16 protein-coding genes are annotated in these 17,744 nt (G+C 45.0%); 5 read left to right on the plus strand and 11 right to left on the minus strand.

The genetic code is table 11. From position 1 onward, the window contains the following. Positions 1 to 4: 4 nt before the first annotated feature. Positions 5 to 667: a Crp/Fnr family transcriptional regulator gene (locus AAFP14_RS17060; protein ID WP_341733434.1), complete on the minus strand. Its 663-nt coding sequence runs from the start codon at positions 665 to 667 to the stop codon at positions 5 to 7. Positions 668 to 1,053: 386 nt separating this feature from the next. On the opposite strand from AAFP14_RS17060, the gene hslO reads away from it, so the two are divergent. Beyond that, positions 1,054 to 1,953, plus strand: a complete 900-nt coding sequence (gene hslO / locus AAFP14_RS17065) for an Hsp33 family molecular chaperone HslO (protein ID WP_341733435.1) — start codon at positions 1,054 to 1,056, stop codon at positions 1,951 to 1,953. A 31-nt stretch (positions 1,954 to 1,984) separates the two neighbouring features. Continuing rightward, complete coding sequence (locus tag AAFP14_RS17070; protein ID WP_341733436.1) at positions 1,985 to 4,168, plus strand: tetratricopeptide repeat protein; 2,184 nt, start codon at positions 1,985 to 1,987, stop codon at positions 4,166 to 4,168. 110 nt (positions 4,169 to 4,278) lie between these two features. Here AAFP14_RS17070 and AAFP14_RS17075 read toward each other — a convergent pair whose 3' ends face one another. Together AAFP14_RS17075 and AAFP14_RS17080 are read right to left on the minus strand one after the other, a co-directional pair. Continuing rightward, positions 4,279 to 4,752 carry a TspO/MBR family protein gene (locus AAFP14_RS17075; protein WP_341733437.1) on the minus strand — a complete coding sequence of 158 codons (474 nt, stop codon included), beginning with the start codon at positions 4,750 to 4,752 and terminating at the stop codon, positions 4,279 to 4,281. A 272-nt stretch (positions 4,753 to 5,024) separates the two neighbouring features. Further along, positions 5,025 to 5,606, minus strand: coding sequence for a hypothetical protein (locus AAFP14_RS17080; RefSeq protein WP_341733438.1), 582 nt, complete (start codon positions 5,604 to 5,606; stop codon positions 5,025 to 5,027). A gap of 371 nt (positions 5,607 to 5,977) precedes the next feature. Here AAFP14_RS17080 and AAFP14_RS17085 point away from each other — a divergent pair, with 371 nt between their 5' ends. Beyond that, on the plus strand, positions 5,978 to 6,292 hold the full coding sequence (locus AAFP14_RS17085; protein WP_341733439.1) for an FmdB family zinc ribbon protein: 315 nt from the start codon (positions 5,978 to 5,980) through the stop codon (positions 6,290 to 6,292). Positions 6,293 to 6,412: 120 nt separating this feature from the next. Here AAFP14_RS17085 and AAFP14_RS17090 read toward each other — a convergent pair whose 3' ends face one another. Beyond that, entirely contained in the window at positions 6,413 to 7,267 is an 855-nt protein-coding gene (locus tag AAFP14_RS17090; RefSeq protein ID WP_341733440.1) for a DUF1232 domain-containing protein, read from the minus strand. A 112-nt stretch (positions 7,268 to 7,379) separates the two neighbouring features. Between AAFP14_RS17090 and AAFP14_RS17095 the strand changes: the two genes are divergently transcribed. Beyond that, entirely contained in the window at positions 7,380 to 8,204 is an 825-nt protein-coding gene (locus AAFP14_RS17095; RefSeq protein WP_341733441.1) for an NAD-dependent epimerase/dehydratase family protein, read from the plus strand. A 155-nt stretch (positions 8,205 to 8,359) separates the two neighbouring features. On the opposite strand, the gene AAFP14_RS17100 is transcribed toward AAFP14_RS17095, so the two are convergent. The 7 genes from AAFP14_RS17100 to sufB form a co-directional block, all read right to left on the minus strand. After that, positions 8,360 to 8,983, minus strand: a complete 624-nt coding sequence (locus AAFP14_RS17100) for a class I SAM-dependent DNA methyltransferase (protein ID WP_341733442.1) — start codon at positions 8,981 to 8,983, stop codon at positions 8,360 to 8,362. A 371-nt stretch (positions 8,984 to 9,354) separates the two neighbouring features. Then, entirely contained in the window at positions 9,355 to 9,981 is a 627-nt protein-coding gene (locus tag AAFP14_RS17105; protein ID WP_341733443.1) for a class I SAM-dependent DNA methyltransferase, read from the minus strand. A gap of 225 nt (positions 9,982 to 10,206) precedes the next feature. Then, on the minus strand, positions 10,207 to 10,830 hold the full coding sequence (locus tag AAFP14_RS17110) for an SAM-dependent methyltransferase (RefSeq protein WP_341733444.1): 624 nt from the start codon (positions 10,828 to 10,830) through the stop codon (positions 10,207 to 10,209). Between the two features lie 270 nt (positions 10,831 to 11,100). Continuing rightward, entirely contained in the window at positions 11,101 to 12,363 is a 1,263-nt protein-coding gene (locus tag AAFP14_RS17115; protein WP_341733445.1) for a SufS family cysteine desulfurase, read from the minus strand. Between the two features lie 107 nt (positions 12,364 to 12,470). Beyond that, the gene (gene sufD, locus AAFP14_RS17120; RefSeq protein WP_341733446.1) at positions 12,471 to 13,793 is read right to left on the minus strand and encodes a Fe-S cluster assembly protein SufD; all 1,323 of its coding nucleotides are present in this window, start codon (positions 13,791 to 13,793) and stop codon (positions 12,471 to 12,473) included. After that, positions 13,790 to 14,581, minus strand: coding sequence for a Fe-S cluster assembly ATPase SufC (gene sufC, locus AAFP14_RS17125; RefSeq protein ID WP_341733447.1), 792 nt, complete (start codon positions 14,579 to 14,581; stop codon positions 13,790 to 13,792). Before sufC ends, sufD begins: the two co-directional genes overlap by 4 nt. Positions 14,582 to 15,270: 689 nt before the next feature. Continuing rightward, positions 15,271 to 16,710 carry a Fe-S cluster assembly protein SufB gene (gene sufB, locus AAFP14_RS17130; RefSeq protein ID WP_341733448.1) on the minus strand — a complete coding sequence of 480 codons (1,440 nt, stop codon included), beginning with the start codon at positions 16,708 to 16,710 and terminating at the stop codon, positions 15,271 to 15,273. Between the two features lie 186 nt (positions 16,711 to 16,896). On the opposite strand from sufB, the gene sufR reads away from it, so the two are divergent. After that, the gene (gene sufR / locus AAFP14_RS17135; protein ID WP_341733449.1) at positions 16,897 to 17,580 is read left to right on the plus strand and encodes an iron-sulfur cluster biosynthesis transcriptional regulator SufR; all 684 of its coding nucleotides are present in this window, start codon (positions 16,897 to 16,899) and stop codon (positions 17,578 to 17,580) included. Positions 17,581 to 17,744 lie beyond the last annotated feature (164 nt).

Raw genomic sequence — 17,744 nt, forward strand, 5'->3', positions numbered from 1 at the left:
TTTTTCAATGACTAATGACTGCTTGAGGTTTGTAACCAAACAAATCGGATGCGGAGGCAAAACCCTCTTTTTTGAGAATCAAATGACGGTCTTTGTCTCGACTGATTAACTCTTGCTGCTGCAATTTTCCCAGCATTCGCGTTACCGTCACGCGGGTAGTGCAAATGGCATTAGCAATATCTTGATGTGTTAAGCGGATATTTAAGCGAGTTCCTTCCACTACTGTCTGACCGAATTCTTGTTTCAACAATAATAGTAGCTGATATAAACGGTCTTCTACTCGGCGCTGTCCGGCGATCGCCAAAATTGCTTCCATTTGTCGCAGCCGCCTGCCCATTTGAGGCAGCAAATTCTGAGCTAATTGAGGAGAAGCTTCTATTTCCACCATAGAATACCAGATCAAGTAGACATCTGATGTCGCCGTAGCCCGGTAAGTCTGCAAGCTGGTCAACCATAAACCGAAGCACATCGAAGGTCCGGCCCAGCCTAAAAGTCCTTCTTCCCCACTTGGATAAAGGGTAGTCAATTGCACTAGACCTTGACAAACTTGCCACAGGCCTTGGGACATCAGAGGAATTGTTTCGCCTTTGGCATAAAAATGTAAGTTCCGATCGATCCCTGTGCTATGCTGGATTTCCGCTAAAGGTGGCTTAGAAGTTAGTTGCATATCTTTTTTTTCCAGCTACAAAACAGTGGTTTGAGACCTATGTCTCTGACTCTAACTGATGAAGGTAAAGGCTGGGTAATCTTCTGGTTAGCGGAAAGATAAGCTTTGGTTAATTGTTTTAACTTTGTATATTGATTGATGAATCGGCAGTTTTTGCGATCGAACTGCCAGATTGTATACTGCTCAGGATGTTATTATTTTTAAAAAATAATTGAAAACCGATTGAAATAAATAGCCAACTGTAAAATTATTGATTTGAGAGTTCAAAATATTAAATAGGGCGATCGGACAAGTCTGCTACCAAAACTCAATGACCTGCTACGCCAACCTGAAGGAACTCGTAAAATGATTGAAGCAGTGATTACAAGGCAAAAGTAGGGTTTTTCATGGCAGATCAATTAATTCGCGCTACAGCAGCAGACGGCGGAATTCGTGCTGTAGCCGTCATCACTACCCGCCTGACTGAAGAAGCCAGACAGCGGCACAAACTTTCCTACGTGGCGACGGCAGCCCTTGGCCGCACGATGTCTGCGGGACTGTTACTGGTTTCTAGCATGAAGCGGCCTGAATCTAGGGTTAATATTCGGATCAAAGGAGACGGGCCTCTGGGCGGATTGCTGATCGATGCTGGACTCGATGGTACGGTTCGGGGTTATGTGGAAAATCCAGAGGTGGAACTTCCGCCCAATGCCAAAGGCAAACTTGATGTGGGTGGTGCCATAGGTAATGGCTATTTGTATGTGGTGCGGGATGTTGGATTTGGCTACCCTTACTCTAGTACGGTGGAGTTGGTTTCCGGCGAAATTGGTGACGATCTGACTCACTACTTGGCAACTTCTGAGCAGACTCCTTCGGCTTTGGTGTTGGGGGTGTTTGTTGGGGCAGACGGGGTGCAAGCCTCTGGGGGTGTTTTGCTGCAAGTTCTGCCGAAGGCGGCGAGGGATGAAGCACTGATTGCTACTCTGGAGTCGCGAGTGGCAGAGCTTGCTGGCTTTACGCCACTGTTGCGCTCTGGTAAAACTTTGCACGAGATTCTGGAACAGCTACTGGGAGATATGGGGCTGGAAATTTTCCCGGAAACTCAAATGGTCCGCTTTCAATGTGGCTGTTCGTTCGATCGAGTTTTGGGAGCCTTAAAAATGCTGGGCGAGGCCGAACTTCAAGACATGATTGAAAAAGATGACGGGGCGGAGGCTACTTGCCATTTCTGTAATGAGGTGTACAAGGCTAGCAGCGATCAATTGGCTGAATTGATTGGAGATTTGCGATCGCAGTCCGGCTCTTAGGGCAATAATGTGTAATTGGCAATGGGCAGGAATGAGGCTTTGGCTCTTGACTAATTGCCCATTGCCAATTTATCGATCGCCGGCTGCTTCCACAATGTTGACTGTGGGTAGTCTTCTGCCTAGTATAAAGCAGTCGGCTAGATTAGCTTCTATGAGTCAAGATCCCAAAACACCAGGCCATTGGTCTGCATCAAAATCCTTGGAACCAACACCAGATACTTCATCGTTAGTGCCTGTTCCCGCACGGAAAAACCGCGCTGAGAGACTAAAAGAACTCCGCGATATGTTGACTTCGGGCCAAATGCCAGGAGAGCATCCGGCATTACCGCCGAGTTCGTCGGGGGAACATTCCCAGCCACCGGCAGAAAAAAATCCTTGGTGGCTGCGGTGGTCGAAGAAGTGGCAATTTTGGCTGGCGGTGAGTTTGATGCTGTCGGTGGGTATGGGGTTTGTGGCAATTGCATCTTTGTTCAACCTGACTTCTCAGTCGAATTGCTCGAAGATTTTTTGGCCGACGGCTTCGGCTAACGATCGCTTTTTTTGTGCTCAAGAAGCTGCTAGCAAACGGACGGCGGATGATTTGCTCAGGGCGATCGAATTAGTGAATGCTTTGCCACAGGATCACCCGATGCGGCCGAGAATTAACGGTCAAATCGATCGGTGGGCGGAGGATATTCTCAGGCTGGGAAATGTGAGTTTTCAAGAAGGAAAACTGGCGGAGGCGATCGCGATCGCCCGTAAAGTCCCTCAAAATGTTTCCGCTTATCCCATGGTGGAAAAGCAGATTGAAAAGTGGCAGTCTAGTTGGAACGATGCAGAAAAAATTTACCGCACGGCAGAAAACCACTTGCGTAAGGAAGAGTGGGTTCTAGCTTTCCGTGAAGCAACTTTGTTATTGGATACTGGGAATACTTTCTGGGAGTCCACTAAATATGAGGAAATAACTCAGGCAATTCAGGCGACTAAAGCTGAGGGCAATAAGTTAATTAAAGCCCGAAATAAAGCGGAGGAGGGAGGAGTGGATAACCTGGTGACGGCGATTAAGCTGGCTCAGGGAATTGACCAAAAGAGTTATTTGTATCAAGCTGCAAATAAGCTAATCGGGGAGTTGAGTCAGAAAATTTTTGCTCTGGCTCAAAAGCGTTTGGAATCAGGTGATTGGCAGCAGGCGATCGCGATCGCCAACAAGATTCCTGACGGTGGCAGTTTACAGGAACAAGTCAAAGATTTTAATGAGTTGGCTAATGCTACTGGTCAAGCTTTGACAGGTAATGTTGATGGTTTGTCTAAGGCTGTGGCGATGGCTAAAAATTTGAATTCGAGCCGTCCTTTATACAAAAAAGCTCAAGATTTAGTCAATCGTTGGCAACAGGAAATTGCTGATGTGAAAACTTTGGATTTGGCCTCTAGGCTGGCGGCACCGGGAGGGGTGAAGGATTTGAAGGCTGCGATCGCCCAATTGCAAACAGTTCCCGAAGCCAATCCTCGTTCTGGGGAAGCCCGCGCCCTAATTAGTCGCTTGGGCCGTCAAATCGAGCAGATCGAAGACAGTCCGTTTCTGGAAAAGGCAAACGAATTGGCGAATACAGGCGATCCAAATGCTCTGGAAGCTGCCGTTGCTCAAGCTAGGAGGATCGGTCAAGGTAGAGCTCTGTATGGGGAAGCTCAGACTAAAATTCAAGCTTGGATTGACAGGAGACAGCGACTGGTTGACCAGCCGTTTTTGGACAGAGCTCAGCAGCTAGCGGCCAACGGCTATTTGACGGAGGCGATTGAGATGGCGAGGCGGATTCGACCGGGAAGGGTGCTCTACGAGCAAGCTCGATCGAACATTCGGGCTTGGGATGTTCAGGCTCAAAGCCAGCAAGGGTTGGAGAGTGCTCAGAGGGCGGCGATGGCTGGGACTCCTGATGCTTTGGAAACGGCGATTTCCCTGGCTCGTCAGGTGCCGGAGGGGAGTTCTCTGCGATCGCAAGCGACTCAGGCGATTGAGGAGTGGAGTCAGCGGATTTTGGCGATGGGTATGGAAGAGTCGTCGTCGGATTTAGCAGGGGCGATCGCTATTTTGAAGAAAATTCCTGCGGGTACTCGGTCTTTTGATGAGGCGCGATCGCAAATCCAAGTTTGGCAACAGTCGCTCAATGCTCCGGTTGCTGAATCTGAGCCTCCTGTTCCGCCGGAAAGTGAGCCGTCTCGGCCTCCAAATCGGTTTTAGGCTATTGATCTGGTTTACGGTGGCATGGGAATGATTTAACCACAGAGGGCGCAGAGAACACAGAGGGAGATAAGAGAGATGAATACAGGATGATGCTACCGGAGTCGATCTTAAACATCCGCCGGATTCAGGTGCATCATTGCCCAAGTTGTGTAAGTGCCGATCGGACTCCAAAGTATATAAGGCAGTAGTAACAGAGCCGCTGGTTCAGAAACTTGCAACACGCTTAAAGCCAGCATGACGCTTAAAATAGCGCCTGTCCCGCCAATAATAGTGCCAACTTTCAGGCTGCGAAGTTTGCACATCACCGACGTGTAAGACATAGTAACTATTTCTAAAAGCAGGTACAAAGCCATTCGCCACCAAGTCTCCTGAGTCCCTGGTGATTTTTCCCAAACAATCACTGCTGACCAAGCTCCACAAATAAAAATTACCGTCCAAATTAACGGAATTGCTTTTTCAAATACTAACCATCTGGGACGTTGCAGTCGATTGAACCACTTAATATCGCTGGGGGCGATTAAGTTAGAAGCTAATCCTACTAGCAATACCACAATTCCAATTACCATCCATGATTTAATCATTTCTCTATAATTCAGCGAGTTGGACTGGTGCGATCGACTTATTATTATCTCTGATTTCGGCAGATAACAAATCCCTCTGTAGTCATAAATTTATTTTTTATGGTAAAAACTGCCCGGGCAGTGAGGAAGTTTTTAATAGCTAAAACCCTTAATTTTCTTCCTTATTTTTCTGCCCTCTTGCTGCTTCTTTGTTCCTTATTCCTGCTGGTAAAACTCCCCCCGACTTCTCTCAAAAGTCGGGGTTTTTGGTGTTTTTTTTTTAGGTTTTTCCCTTAGCCGAGTCGGTGGTGATGTTCTAATTCTAAACTAGGGTCGTCACTTTTTTTGGGGACCAAAAGCGTATTGCCACTGCTAGGTTGTAGCACTGCTTTTATTACTTGCAGAAAACGGTTCGGCTTGGGGTTTTGACCGTTGAGTACACGGCGGTCTTTCACTTTTTGAGAAAGGTGTCGCATCACAGATAAATCTAGTTCGTCTATGAAATGATCGGCTATGCGTTCTCCCATTAAATCAACAGCTTCAGAATACTGTTCGGTCAACATTTCTATAGCATCATAAGCTTCATTCGCTACTTGACTATCCACTGTTTGGTTTTGGTCTCCAGGGGTTTGAGAATAATCGCGACGGCGGTCTAAAAGACTTTGATAGTCAGCAATACTCATTCCCAAATTGTAAATGTGATGGTGGGCATGATCGATCAAGTCTACTTCGCTGGGATAGAAGAAACCGCGAGTGCTATTGATGCCGTGCAGTTTGGCCCAACGTCGTAAAATTGCCTCGTCTTGCAGTTGATATCGCTCTAACATTTGAGCTGTTTTTAGCTCTACTTCTGGTGTAACTTTGAAATCGCTCATCCGTAAATCCTCGGTTGTGAGTAAATAAATAAAATTGAAACTTATGGTCAGTGATTTTTGTGCTGTCAGAAAATTACGATCGATCCTGTGACGGCATTCAGGCAGGTTTGGGATCATTTGCTAGCCGTCGATCGAGCTATAGTTGTGCAAACTGCTACGGCGATCGGGTTAGGATCGAGAAAGAGCATTGTCTCCATCGCGATCTCCACCAACTGCACAGGGTTAATTATATAGCTGATGGCAGTTTGTCAACGACTATTTAAAATAGTAACTTTTACTTATTTCAGTTGAATTTAGAGTGATTTTGAGCTAAAATAGTCGAAACAAGTCGGCAATTAATAATTTTAGTAGTTGCGATCGAGATTTTTGCTATGCCTGTATACGATTATTTCTGTTCCAGCAACAACCAGCAGCTAGAAGTTTGGCACAGTATGAACCTGGAAGTTTCGACTTGGGGCCAACTGTGTGAGTTGGCTAAGTGTGAACTTGGAGACACGCCCGCAGATGCGACGGTGCGCCGATTGTTGAGCGCTCCGAGGTTGATGAAGCCCACTTCCGACACGGAATATAAAAATCAGGGCTTCAGCAAATACGTCAAGCGGGATGAAGGCGTTTATGAAAATGTGACGGCATCAGATGGTGAAAGCCGGATTGTGAATCGAGAAGGCAAACCTCTTAAAGAGTGATTCGCTAGACTCCTTAAATCCCTAGTGAGGACTTTATTCCCATTGATAACTTTAGGTGCTTGATGACTAAAGTCCTCACTACCAACCAATTTAATTGGAGTTGATTAACCACACTTAATATTATGTACCAAACCAATCTTTCATTTTCTGTTTAGCTTGTTCTTTGCTGTCAGTATTAATATATACAGACACAGTAGCGATGGCTGCTAATAATACTCCCAAATCATCGGTAAATCCGATGCCCACTAATACATCGGGAATGGCATCGACCGGAGATATAAAATAAGTCAAAGCTCCAATTACCACGCCTTTGGCCCAACTAGGAACTTTGGGATTTTGAGCAGTGTAGTATAGTATCAAAGCTTTTTCAACTACTTCTTTGCCGGCGGTTAAAGCAAATTTTTTCAGTTTAGCCCAAAAGGTTTCATCGGAGTAATTAATTTTGGCATTGCTCATGTTTGTGGCAGTTAATTTGGGATCGATTAAATCTAGAGGAATGCCAGCAGTTTTGAGTCGGGAAACACCAGACTTGAAAGATGCGGATGCTTGAGTTGGATGTGGTGCCACTTCCCTAATTTTTTGGAAATCGGCGATGGACTCTTGCATAGCTTGAATTTGCTCGTCCGAAATTCTTAGCTGTGTTTGGGCAAAGGCGATCGCTTCACTTTCTTTCGGATGAATGCTATGATTTGCCCAAGCAATGCTGACGGCAAAATACATGATGCCCAAACGGAGTGTATCAGCAGAGGTGGCGAGAGTTCTCAAACAGTCTTTGAGGGCGGGGGGACTAGCTATGTAGGAGTGAATTTGAGTCTTTGCTGATTCAGAAAATTGTTCTAAATTTATGGTTTTAAACAGTAGATTTAGTTCGTCAATATCCACGAAACCATCCGCGGCTGCGATGGCAAATAAAGCTCCATAAAAAGCTAAAAGTTCACTTTCTGAGGATGTGGCAAAAATATTTTTTTCAGACATGATGCTAATCCAGTCGATCGCGACGCTTGACATTTTAGCACAAAACTGAGAGCAAAAATATCGTAGAAACCGGTAATAATTTGAGAGAGGATGAAACCAAGGAGAATTTTTGATGAAAGTTGCGATCGTCGGTTGTGGGTATGTTGGTACAACGGTAGCTAAAAATTTACGCACCAAGTCTGATTATACCGTGACTGCGACTACCACCACCAGGGAACGAGTGGCCCAGTTGGAGGCAATTGTCCACCGAGTGGCTGTGCTTAAGGGAAATGACAAAGAGGCGATCGCTACTTTATTGCAAGACCAAGATGCTGTTATGCTATGTGTAGGCGCTCCCAATCCTGATGCTTATCAGGAAAGTTATTTAGATACAGCAACTACTTTGGTATCAGTGTTAAAGGAGAACCCCACAGTCAAGCAAGTGATTTATACAGGGACTTATTCAGTATATGGCGATCGCCAAGGTGCAGTAGTCAATGAAGAGTCACCAGTCGCACCTGCTAATCGCAATAGTGAAATTCTGGCACAAACAGAACGGGTTTTATTAGCAGCATCCAGTCCAAATCTCAAAGTTTGCATTCTCCGATTGGGTGGAATTTACGGACCTGGACGAGAATTGGTGAAAATCTTTGGACGTTGGGCCGGTACTACTCGTCCTGGCCGAGGAGAAGATGCTACTAATTGGATACATCTTGATGATATTGTTGGGGGATTAATTTTTGCTTTGGAACACCGATTGCAGGGAGTTTATAATTTAGTCGGAGATGTGCCACTATCGAGTAGTCAATTGCTCGATCGCATTTTTGAAGCTAATAATCTGCCGAAAGCTACTTGGGATGGAAGTCCTAGCGTCCGTCCTTATAATGCGAGGGTGTCCAATCTCAAGATTAAGGAAGCCGGTTATCAATTTATTCATCCTGAAATTCGGGAATTTTAGTTAAAAATTCCCCTTTGGGATAGCTTTAATTCACGGTTGGGAAACGACTATTTTCTGGCATCTCCGATGCCAGTGCCACAATGAAAGCCAATAAAAAATGGCTATCGACCATTAAATTAAGATACACCCTGATGCAATTTATCTGCTAATGAGACTTACAAACGCTGAAACAAATCCATCCGATAACGTTTGTTGTGACGGGCTAAATCAAGCCGAAAGTTTTTTTGGCGCGGGTCTCCTAAATGTTTTAAAAATGGTGCAGATTCTTTGATAAAAGTATCATTAACTATCTCGCCATTGAGAATAAAACTTTCCACAGGAAACCGATAATGAACCATTAACAAAAAACCTCCCGGAAGTAATCTATCAATAATTTGGTCTTTAGTTTTGTGAAGGTCTTCCAAAGTCAAATAATAACCAACTTCTGAGAATAAAATTAAATCGAATTGCTCAGTAGGGAACTGTTGGGGTATCTGCATCTGCTCAAACCGTACCTGGGGGAGGTTTATACAGCGTTTCCGGGCTTCCTCTAATCCTAATTCTGAATAATCGACTGACAGCAATCTATCACATTTTGCTGCTAGTTTCTCCGTCAGTACGCCGATAGCACATCCGATTTCCAAAGCATTTTTGAATCTGACTTTGGGCAAACATCTGATAGTTGTTCTGAATTTACTGATTTCGTAAAAGCTGGATGTGTATCCCCAAGGATCTGTACTTTGGCGATAGGTTTCATCAAAAAAGCTGGATGGCACTGATTCTGACTCTGAAGGTTTCATCACTAACCTCTCTCTGTTAAATATTATTTAAATATAATACCAGAAAGTACCCAATATCCTGCATAGAATTTTTAAATTATATCAAAGCCTGTAATCAGCTCTCTATTTTCTCCCTCTATGTCCTGTGTGTTCTCTGCAATTAAATAATTCCTAGCTCATAAAAAAAGGGCGATCGACCCTTAATAGTAGATACACCCTGATGCAATTTATCTGCTGATGAGACTTACAATCAAAACCTGTAATCAGCTCTCTATTTTCTCCCTCTGTGTCCTCTGTGTCCTCTGTGGTTAAATAATTCCTAGCCCATGAAAAAAGGGCGATCGACCCTTAATAGTAGATACACCCTGATGCAATTTATCTGCTAATAAGACTTACAAACGCTGAAACAAATCCATCCGATAGCGTTTGTGATGACGCGCTAAATCTAGCATCAAAAACTTTTTGCGCGGGTCGCCTAGGTGCTTCAAAGATGATGCAGAATTTTCGACAAAAGTATTGTGAACCGTCTCCCCATCCAGGATAAAATAATCGCCCGCTGTACCTCGATAATGAACCATCAACAGATATCCGCCCGGAAGTAAGTGGTCAATAATTTTTTGTTTAGTTTCCAGCAAATCTTCCATCGTCAAAAAAAAGCCAACTTCTGAGAATAAAATTAAATCGAAATTCTCAGTGGGGAACTGCTTGGGTATCTGCATCTGCTCGAAGCGCACCTGGGGGAGATGGCTACAGCGTTTCCGTGCTTCCACTAATCCTAATTCTGAATAATCTACTGAAAGTAATCTTTCACACTTTGGACCTAGTTTTTCTGTCAGTACACCGATAGCACACGCAATTTCAAAAGCATTTTTGAATTTGACTTTGGGTAAAGCTCTGATTGTGGCTCGGAATTTACTGATTTCATTAAAATTAGTTGTGTACCCCCATGGATCTGGATTTTCACGGAAGGTTTCATCGAAGATGCTGGGTGGTGTTGATTGCTGTTGTGAAGGTTCCATCACTAACCTCTCTCTGTTAAATATTATTGAAATATATAATACCAGAAAATACCAAATATGCTGCATGGAATTTTTTAATTATATCAAAACCTGTAATCAGCTCTCTATTTTCTCCCTCTGTGTCAAGAGTGTTCTCTGCGATTAAATAATTCCTAGCGCATAAAAAAAGGGCGATCGACCTTTAACCGTCGATACACCCTGATGCAATCTATCTGCTGATGAGACTTACAAACGCTGAAACAAATCCATCCGATAGCGTTTGTGATGACGCGCTAAATCTAACATCAAAAACTTTTTGCGTGGATCGCCTAGGTGCTTCAAAGATGATGCAGAATTTTCGACAAAAGTATCGTGAACTATGTCACCATTCAAAATGAAGCTTTCGACAGGATACCTAAAGTGAACCATCAAAAGATAACCGCCCGGAAGTAATTGATTAATAATTTTTTCCTTGGTTTTATCGAGGTCTTCTTTCGTCAAATAATAGCCCACTTCTGAGAATAAAATGAAATCGAATTGCTCAGTAGGGAACTGTTGGGGTATTTGCATCTGCTCAAACCGCACCTGGGGCAGGTTTTTACACCGTTTCCGGGCTTCCTCTAATCCTAATTCTGAATAATCGACTGACAGCAATCTATCACATTTTGCTGCTAGTTTCTCCGTCAGTACGCCGATAGCACATCCGATTTCAAAAGCATTTTTGAATCTGCCTTTGGGCAAGGATCTGATAGTTGTTCTGAATTTACTGGTTTCGTAAAAGCTAGAGGTGTATCTCCAAGGATCTGTACTTTGGCGATAGGTTTCATCAAAGAAGCTGGATGGTACTGATTCTGACTCTGAAGGTTTCATGGTGAACCTCTAGTTAAATAAGAACTCAGTAAAGATACGGGCAAAAAATCCTAGCTTCAGGAATTCCACAATGATTTAACTTTTACATTACCTAGAGTCTCATAATGGAATGTCAAAGGTGATGGCTGGCATCACCCTAAAGATAGATTTTGTTAGTAAGTGCTGAGTTCCTATAATTAAGTCTTTTCTCACTCATGAATCAGTTAAGTTGGGCATTTGAGTTCGATCGGATTAATAATGAGGTGGTAGGTAAATACCCAAACTACAAACTTACCCCATAATTCCGGCGAAAAAGTCGATCGTCTCTTTCAACGCTTTCACAAACACATCAATCTCCTCGCGAGTATTGTAAAAATACAAACTCGCCCGCGCCGTCGATGAAAGGTTCAAATAGCGGTGCAAAGCTTGCGTGCAGTGATGTCCCGATCGAATTGCGATTCCCTCCTCATCCAACATCGTAGCCAAGTCTTGAGGGTGAATTTCTCCGGCGGTAAATGCCGCTAACGCAGCCCTACCTTCACCGTTGCTGTCTGGCTGCGGCCCGTAGATTTTAATTTCGGGAATTTGGCGCAGTTGTTGGAAGAGATAAGCCGTCAATTCGGCTTCGCAAGCGTGAATGTTATCCATGCCGATGTTACTAAGATAATCGATCGCGGCACCAAGGGCGATCGCCTCTCCGATGGCAGGCGTCCCCGCCTCAAACTTGTGCGGCAAATCGGCATAGGTAGAATATTCGAGAAACACCTCAGCAATCATTTCACCACCGCCGAAAAATGGAGGCATTTCTCTGAGTAAATCCAACTTGCCATACAAAAAACCGATGCCCGTGGGAGCGCACATTTTGTGCCCGGAAGCAACCAACCAATCGCAATCCATTGCCTGCACATCTATTACCATATGTGGCACGCTTTGGCAAGCATCAATTAAAACTTTTGCGCCATAAGTGTGGGCAATTTCACAGATTTGTTTAACTGGATTGATGCAGCCCAAAGTATTAGAAACATGAACTATGGAGACTAACTTAGTTCGAGAGGAAATCAGCGTTTTAAACTGTTCTAAATCAAACTCTTGAGTCTCAGTTAGTTCCACAAACTTGAGTAGGGCACCAGTTTTTTGAGCTATCATTTGCCAAGGAACGAGATTGCTGTGGTGTTCCATTACGGACAGGATAATCTCATCTCCCGCTTGCAGATTGTTCAAACCCCAAGAGTAAGCAACTAAATTAATCGCTTCGGTAGCATTGCGAGTGTAAACAATTTCTTGGCGGGAAGCTGCATTGATAAAAGCAGCCACTTTATCTCTAGCGCCTTCGTAAGCATCTGTGGCTTTTCCACTGAGAGTATGAGCACCGCGGTGGACGTTGGAATTGTATTTTTCATAATATTCCCGCCAAGCATTGAAGACAGCTAAGGGTTTTTGAGAAGTAGCTGCATTGTCGAGATACACTAGCGGTTTACCGTTGACTTTTTCCTTCAGAATTGGGAAGTCACCGCGCACTTTTGAGGCTAAGGTTTTTTCTTGAATAAGTGTCATATTTTTTAGAAGTGATTTGTCGTTGGGTGGGGGCGGGTTGATGAGATTGTTGGTTTTCAGCAATGATTATTCGTGAAACCCGCCCCTACAGGCTGTTCAAATATGAGTTAATTTTGGACAGCCACGCAGGTAGAAAGCATTTTTGCTACCCCAATAATAGGCAGTTTCTCCAAAATCTCCGCTGCAAAAGCATCAATCAGCAAATAGCGGCTTCTCTCTAAATCTAAACCGCGACTTTGCAAGTAGAAAAGTTCATCGTCTTCTAATTGGCTGACTGTTGCACCGTGGGAACATTTCACGTTGTCGGCCACAATTTCCAACTGCGGTTTTGTGTCTACGCGGGCTCTTGATGACAGCAACAAATTCCGGCTCAACTGTCCCGCATCTGTTAATTGGGCGGCTTTGGAAACGAAAACTTTGCCGTTAAATACAGCACGAGCTCTGTTACCAATAATGCACTTGTGCAGTTGACGGCTTGTACCGTGGGGATGATTGAAATTAATCAAGCTGTGAGTGTCGGATAGTTGTTCGCCAAAGGCTACGGTTAAACCATTTAGAGTTGTTTCAGTGGCTTCGCCTTGCTGAAAGACTTCTAAATTGTGCCGGGATATTTTGCCACCCAAGCTGATAGCATGACAAGTATAACGGCTATTGCGAGATTGGACGATCGCACTTTTGCCAATATGAACCACATCCCCAGCTTCCCGCTGGAGTCGAACATGATTCACCGCAGCATTTTCGCCGACAACTACATCGGTAACAGCATTCGTAAATGCGGCCATATTACCAATAGTGGCGTAGTCTTCAATTAGGGTGACATTGCTTCCAGGCTCTGCTATAACCACACAGTGTGGCTGACACATCGTGGGAGATGCCCCTGGTGCGGTCAAGAACAGCAAATGAATCGGAAGGGCGATCGACATATTGGCCGGCACGAACACCACCGCAGAATCTAGCAAACCCGCGATATTTAAAGCAGTAAATACTTCAGTTTGTTGTCTGTGCTGGCCCAAAACATCGGCGATGCGCGCCTGATATTTTTCCGGTGCATTGGATAGATTGCCTACATAAAAGTCCGGCAAATTCACCGCTGACAAATCCGGCGCATAAATACCGTTGACAAATACCAATCTTAAAGGTAAATCGTCCTTGTTTTTCACAGGCATAGTAATATCAGACAACTTAATTGCTGACTGATTACTCTGGGGCACATTAAACTGAATTGGTAACAGGGGAGACAAATCAGTAAATCGCCATTCTTCATCCTTCACCGTCGGAAAACTGGCCGCTAGCACGTATTCAGCCGCAGCATCTCGCAATTCCTGCAACCCGAAAGCGACTGTTTTGGCATTAGCTGCGCCCAACTTTTCGCACTGATTTACCAAACCAGCCAAAAACATTTCTCTAGTAGCAACTTGCGTATTCATCATCGCGCGCCAACTCCTGCTGCTTCTTCTTCTAAAATCCAGTCATAACCGCGTTCTTCCAACTCCAGCGCCAACTCTTTCGGGCCAGTCGCGATAATTCTGCCACCTTCCATGACGTGAATAAAATCAGGAATAATGTAATTCAACAGCCGCTGATAGTGAGTAATCACTAACATACAATTTTCGGCAGTTGACAATTGATTGACACCGCCAGCCACAATCTTGAGAGCATCGATATCCAAACCAGAATCAGTCTCATCCAAAATCGCTAACTTCGGTTCTAAAAGCGCCATTTGCAAAATCTCGTTGCGCTTCTTCTCGCCACCGGAAAAACCCTCATTCACGCTGCGGTCTAAAAAAGCCGAATTCATCTTGACAATATCCAATTTTTGTTCGATCAAATCTTGGAAATCAAAAGCATCTAATTCTTCCATGCCGCGATGTTTCAGGTGAGCATTGTAAGCCACGCGCAAGAAATCGAGATTGCTAACGCCGGGAATTTCTAAAGGATATTGGAAAGCTAGAAACACGCCAGCCAGAGAGCGTTCTTCTGGTGCTAATTCTAGTAAATTTTGCCCTAAAAAAGTGACTTCTCCGCCTGTTACTGTATAAGCAGGATGGCCGGCTAAGATTTTGGATAAGGTGCTTTTTCCTGAACCGTTGGGACCCATGATGGCGTGGATTTCGCCGGATTTAATTTCTAGGTTCAAACCTTTTAGGATTTGGGTATCTTCGACATTCGCAGTTAAGTTGCGGACTGACAATACCACTTGACTATTTTCAACAATCATCTATTTTTTTCCTTTGCCTCAATGGAGTTTACAGTTTGTTTTCTCGTTCCTATGCTGTGCCGATTGCTGACTAATTAACGTAAAACCGATAGTCTCTCTTGTTTGTATCGAAGTTTCGATCCCCCCTAACCCCCCTTAATAAGGGGGGGACAAGACTGCGATCGAAGTCAACCACTACTCCCCTTATAAGGAAGGGGGGACAAGACTGCGATCGAAGTCAACCACTACTCCCCTTATAAGGAAGGGGGGACAAGACTGCGATCGAAGTCAACCACTACTCCCCTTATTAAGGAAGGGGGGACAGAAGAAGTATTCTTAAAGTCCCCCTTCTTAAGGGGGATTTAGGGGGATCTAGACTCGAATAAAAGCGACATTATTTATTGGTTGCAGTCTTAATTTCTCACCAATGGGTTCTGTCTGGTAACGAGGGTTCGGGAGTTGAGAAGAAAGAAAAAAGTTTGATAAATTTTCTTCCTTCTTCCTTCTTCCTGAATTTCCCCCCTTGGGGGGGGCAGGGGGCAGGGCGGTTTCATTCTCTGTAGGGGCCGTGCCAAGAGTGCCGGCCCGGTCAGCCCCAAACGCGCATTGGATCGTTGGTGGCAGGGGTAGGCACGGGGCGCTACCCCTACAAAACCCTTTTTTTGGTGAGAATGAAACAGCCCTGGGGCAGGGGGGGTGACTTCTTCCTTCTACCCGACACTTCCTTCCAACTTCAGACTCAATAGCTTGTCAGCTTCCGCCGCAAATTCCATTGGTAACTGATTGAAAACATCTTTGCAGAAACCGCTAATCATCATTGAAATCGCATTTTCTGCGGAAATTCCCCGCTGGGCAAAAAAGAACAATTGCTCCTCCCCTATCTTGGAAGTCGATGCTTCGTGTTCCACTTTAGCAGTATGGTTCTGCACTTGAATATAGGGGAAAGTATTCGCTTGAGCGTTATCGCCAATCAGCATGGAATCGCACTGAGAATAATTCCGAGCGCCTTTAGCACTCGGCCCCATTTTCACTAAGCCTCGATAGCTGTTGGCAGAATTGCCGGCGGAAATTCCCTTGGAAATAATTGTGCTGCGAGTGTTTTTGCCGACGTGGATCATTTTAGTGCCGGTGTCAGCTTGCTGTTTGTTGTTTGTCAGCGCTACTGAGTAGAATTCGCCTACGGAGTTGTCGCCGACTAATACGCAACTGGGATATTTCCAAGTAATCGCGGAACCTGTTTCTACTTGCGTCCAAGAAATCTTGGAATTGACTCCTTGACACAAACCGCGCTTTGTCACGAAGTTGTAAATTCCGCCTTTACCGTTGGCGTCGCCGGCGTACCAGTTTTGTACTGTCGAATATTTGATGTCGGCGTTATCCATTGTTACCAATTCCACGACGGCGGCGTGTAGTTGGTTGGTGTCAAACATGGGTGCGGTGCAGCCTTCTAGGTAAGAAACAGAGCTGTTTTCTTCTGCGACAATTAGGGTGCGCTCGAACTGGCCGGAATCTCCGTTGTTGATGCGAAAATAGGTGGATAATTCCATCGGGCATTTGACGCCTTTGGGGATGTACACGAAGGAACCGTCGCTGAATACGGCGGAGTTGAGGGCTGCGAAAAAGTTGTCGCCAACGGGTACAACGCTGCCGAGATATTTTTCTATTAATTCGGGATAGTCTTTGACTGCTTCTGAGATGGAACAGAATATTACGCCGTCTTTGGCTAGCTTTTCTCTAAAGGTTGTCGCAATGGAAACGCTGTCGAAAACGGCATCGACGGCGACATTTCCCAGGCGCTTTTGTTCGGAGAGGGGAATACCTAGTTTCTCGAAGGTTTCTAGCAGTGTTGGGTCAACTTCTTCTAAGCTGTTGAGTTTTTTGGGCTTTTGTTTTGGCGCGGAATAGTAGATAATTTGTTGGTAGTCGATCGCCGGATAGTTGACATGAGGCCAGGTGGGCTCGGTCATTGTCAGCCACTTCCGATATGCTTTGAGGCGGAATTCCAGCATGAATTCCGGTTCGTTTTTCTTGGAGGAAATCAGGCGCACTACATCTTCGCTCAAGCCGCGGGGGATGGTGTCTGACTCGATGTCGGTGACGAAACCGTATTTGTAGGGTTGGTTGACTAGGGTTGTGACTGTAGAGCTCATTATTTTGCGCTTTCGAGTGTTCTGGATAAGTCTCTCAAAGGTGGCAGACGTTGAACTGTCGGGGGGTCCGGCGAGTTCTGGGGGCTGCTGTGGGAAGTTAAACAACAGATTTGTTGCTTTAGTATATTTTAAGCTACATTAACAACAGCGATCTTGTCAAAGTCAAATTAATAATTTTTTGTGAAGATGATGGAGACTACTCAGCAGACTTCCACGAAACAAGACATCTTGCAGCTTTTGCTTAAGGGGGGTCAAGGGACTGCTCTTGAGTTGGCGGAGGCTTTGGATATCAGCCCCCAGGCGATTCGCCGTCACTTGAAGGATTTGGAGGGGGAGGGGCTGATTCAGTATCAGTCGGTGCAGGCTGGTATGGGGAGGCCACAACACATTTACGAGCTTACCAGTCTGGGGCGCGATCGCTTTGGGAATCGTTATGGGGATTTTGCGGTTTCTTTGCTGGATACTTTGGCTGAGACTGTTGGCCGCGAGCAAGTGATTTCGATTCTGCAAAAGCAGTGGGAGCGCAAGGCGATGGAGTACCGCAGGTTGGTGGGTTCTGGTTCGCTTCAAGAGCGGGTGAGCGGGTTGGTGGAGCTGCGCAGGGCTGAGGGTTATATGGCTGAGTTTTATCCTGTGGACGATCGCGATTCTGATTTTAATGCTAAGGGCGATCGTTTTGTGTTTATGGAACACAATTGTGCTATTTCTAATGTGGCCGAAACTTTTCCGAGTGTCTGTGGCAATGAGTTGGAGATGTTTGCGGCTGTGTTGCCAGATTGTACTGTGGAGCGGACTCACTGGATTATTGATGGGGAACATCGGTGCGGTTATTTGATTGCTAGAAGGAAGTCATTAGTCAGTAGTCAGTAGTCAGTAGTCAGTAGTCAGTAGTCAGTAGTCATTAGTCATTAGTCATTAGTCAGTAGTCAGTAGTCAACAGTCAGTAGTTATTAGTCATTAGTCAGTAGTTATTAGTCATTAGTCAGTAGTCAGTAGTCAGTAGTCAGTAGTCAACAGTCAGTAGTCAACAAATA

The organism is Microcoleus sp. EPA2 (assembly GCA_020882975.1).
Classification (GTDB): domain Bacteria; phylum Cyanobacteriota; class Cyanobacteriia; order Cyanobacteriales; family Microcoleaceae; genus Microcoleus.

Bases quoted from the DNA above. Each gene is read 5' to 3' on its own strand.
- AAFP14_RS17090 (WP_341733440.1), bottom strand. From the start codon at position 7,267: ATGTCTGAAAAAAATATTTTTGCCACATCCTCAGAAAGTGAACTTTTA.
- AAFP14_RS17080 (WP_341733438.1), bottom strand. From the start codon at position 5,606: ATGAGCGATTTCAAAGTTACACCAGAAGTAGAGCTAAAAACAGCTCAA.
- AAFP14_RS17115 (WP_341733445.1), bottom strand. From the start codon at position 12,363: ATGACACTTATTCAAGAAAAAACCTTAGCCTCAAAAGTGCGCGGTGAC.
- AAFP14_RS17060 (WP_341733434.1), bottom strand. From the start codon at position 667: ATGCAACTAACTTCTAAGCCACCTTTAGCGGAAATCCAGCATAGCACA.
- AAFP14_RS17105 (WP_341733443.1), bottom strand. From the start codon at position 9,981: ATGGAACCTTCACAACAGCAATCAACACCACCCAGCATCTTCGATGAA.
- AAFP14_RS17075 (WP_341733437.1), bottom strand. From the start codon at position 4,752: ATGATTAAATCATGGATGGTAATTGGAATTGTGGTATTGCTAGTAGGA.
- AAFP14_RS17110 (WP_341733444.1), bottom strand. From the start codon at position 10,830: ATGAAACCTTCAGAGTCAGAATCAGTACCATCCAGCTTCTTTGATGAA.
- AAFP14_RS17085 (WP_341733439.1), top strand. From the start codon at position 5,978: ATGCCTGTATACGATTATTTCTGTTCCAGCAACAACCAGCAGCTAGAA.
- sufD (WP_341733446.1), bottom strand. From the start codon at position 13,793: ATGATGAATACGCAAGTTGCTACTAGAGAAATGTTTTTGGCTGGTTTG.
- sufC (WP_341733447.1), bottom strand. From the start codon at position 14,581: ATGATTGTTGAAAATAGTCAAGTGGTATTGTCAGTCCGCAACTTAACT.
- AAFP14_RS17095 (WP_341733441.1), top strand. From the start codon at position 7,380: ATGAAAGTTGCGATCGTCGGTTGTGGGTATGTTGGTACAACGGTAGCT.
- AAFP14_RS17070 (WP_341733436.1), top strand. From the start codon at position 1,985: ATGAGGCTTTGGCTCTTGACTAATTGCCCATTGCCAATTTATCGATCG.
- hslO (WP_341733435.1), top strand. From the start codon at position 1,054: ATGGCAGATCAATTAATTCGCGCTACAGCAGCAGACGGCGGAATTCGT.
- AAFP14_RS17100 (WP_341733442.1), bottom strand. From the start codon at position 8,983: ATGAAACCTTCAGAGTCAGAATCAGTGCCATCCAGCTTTTTTGATGAA.
- sufR (WP_341733449.1), top strand. From the start codon at position 16,897: ATGATGGAGACTACTCAGCAGACTTCCACGAAACAAGACATCTTGCAG.
- sufB (WP_341733448.1), bottom strand. From the start codon at position 16,710: ATGAGCTCTACAGTCACAACCCTAGTCAACCAACCCTACAAATACGGT.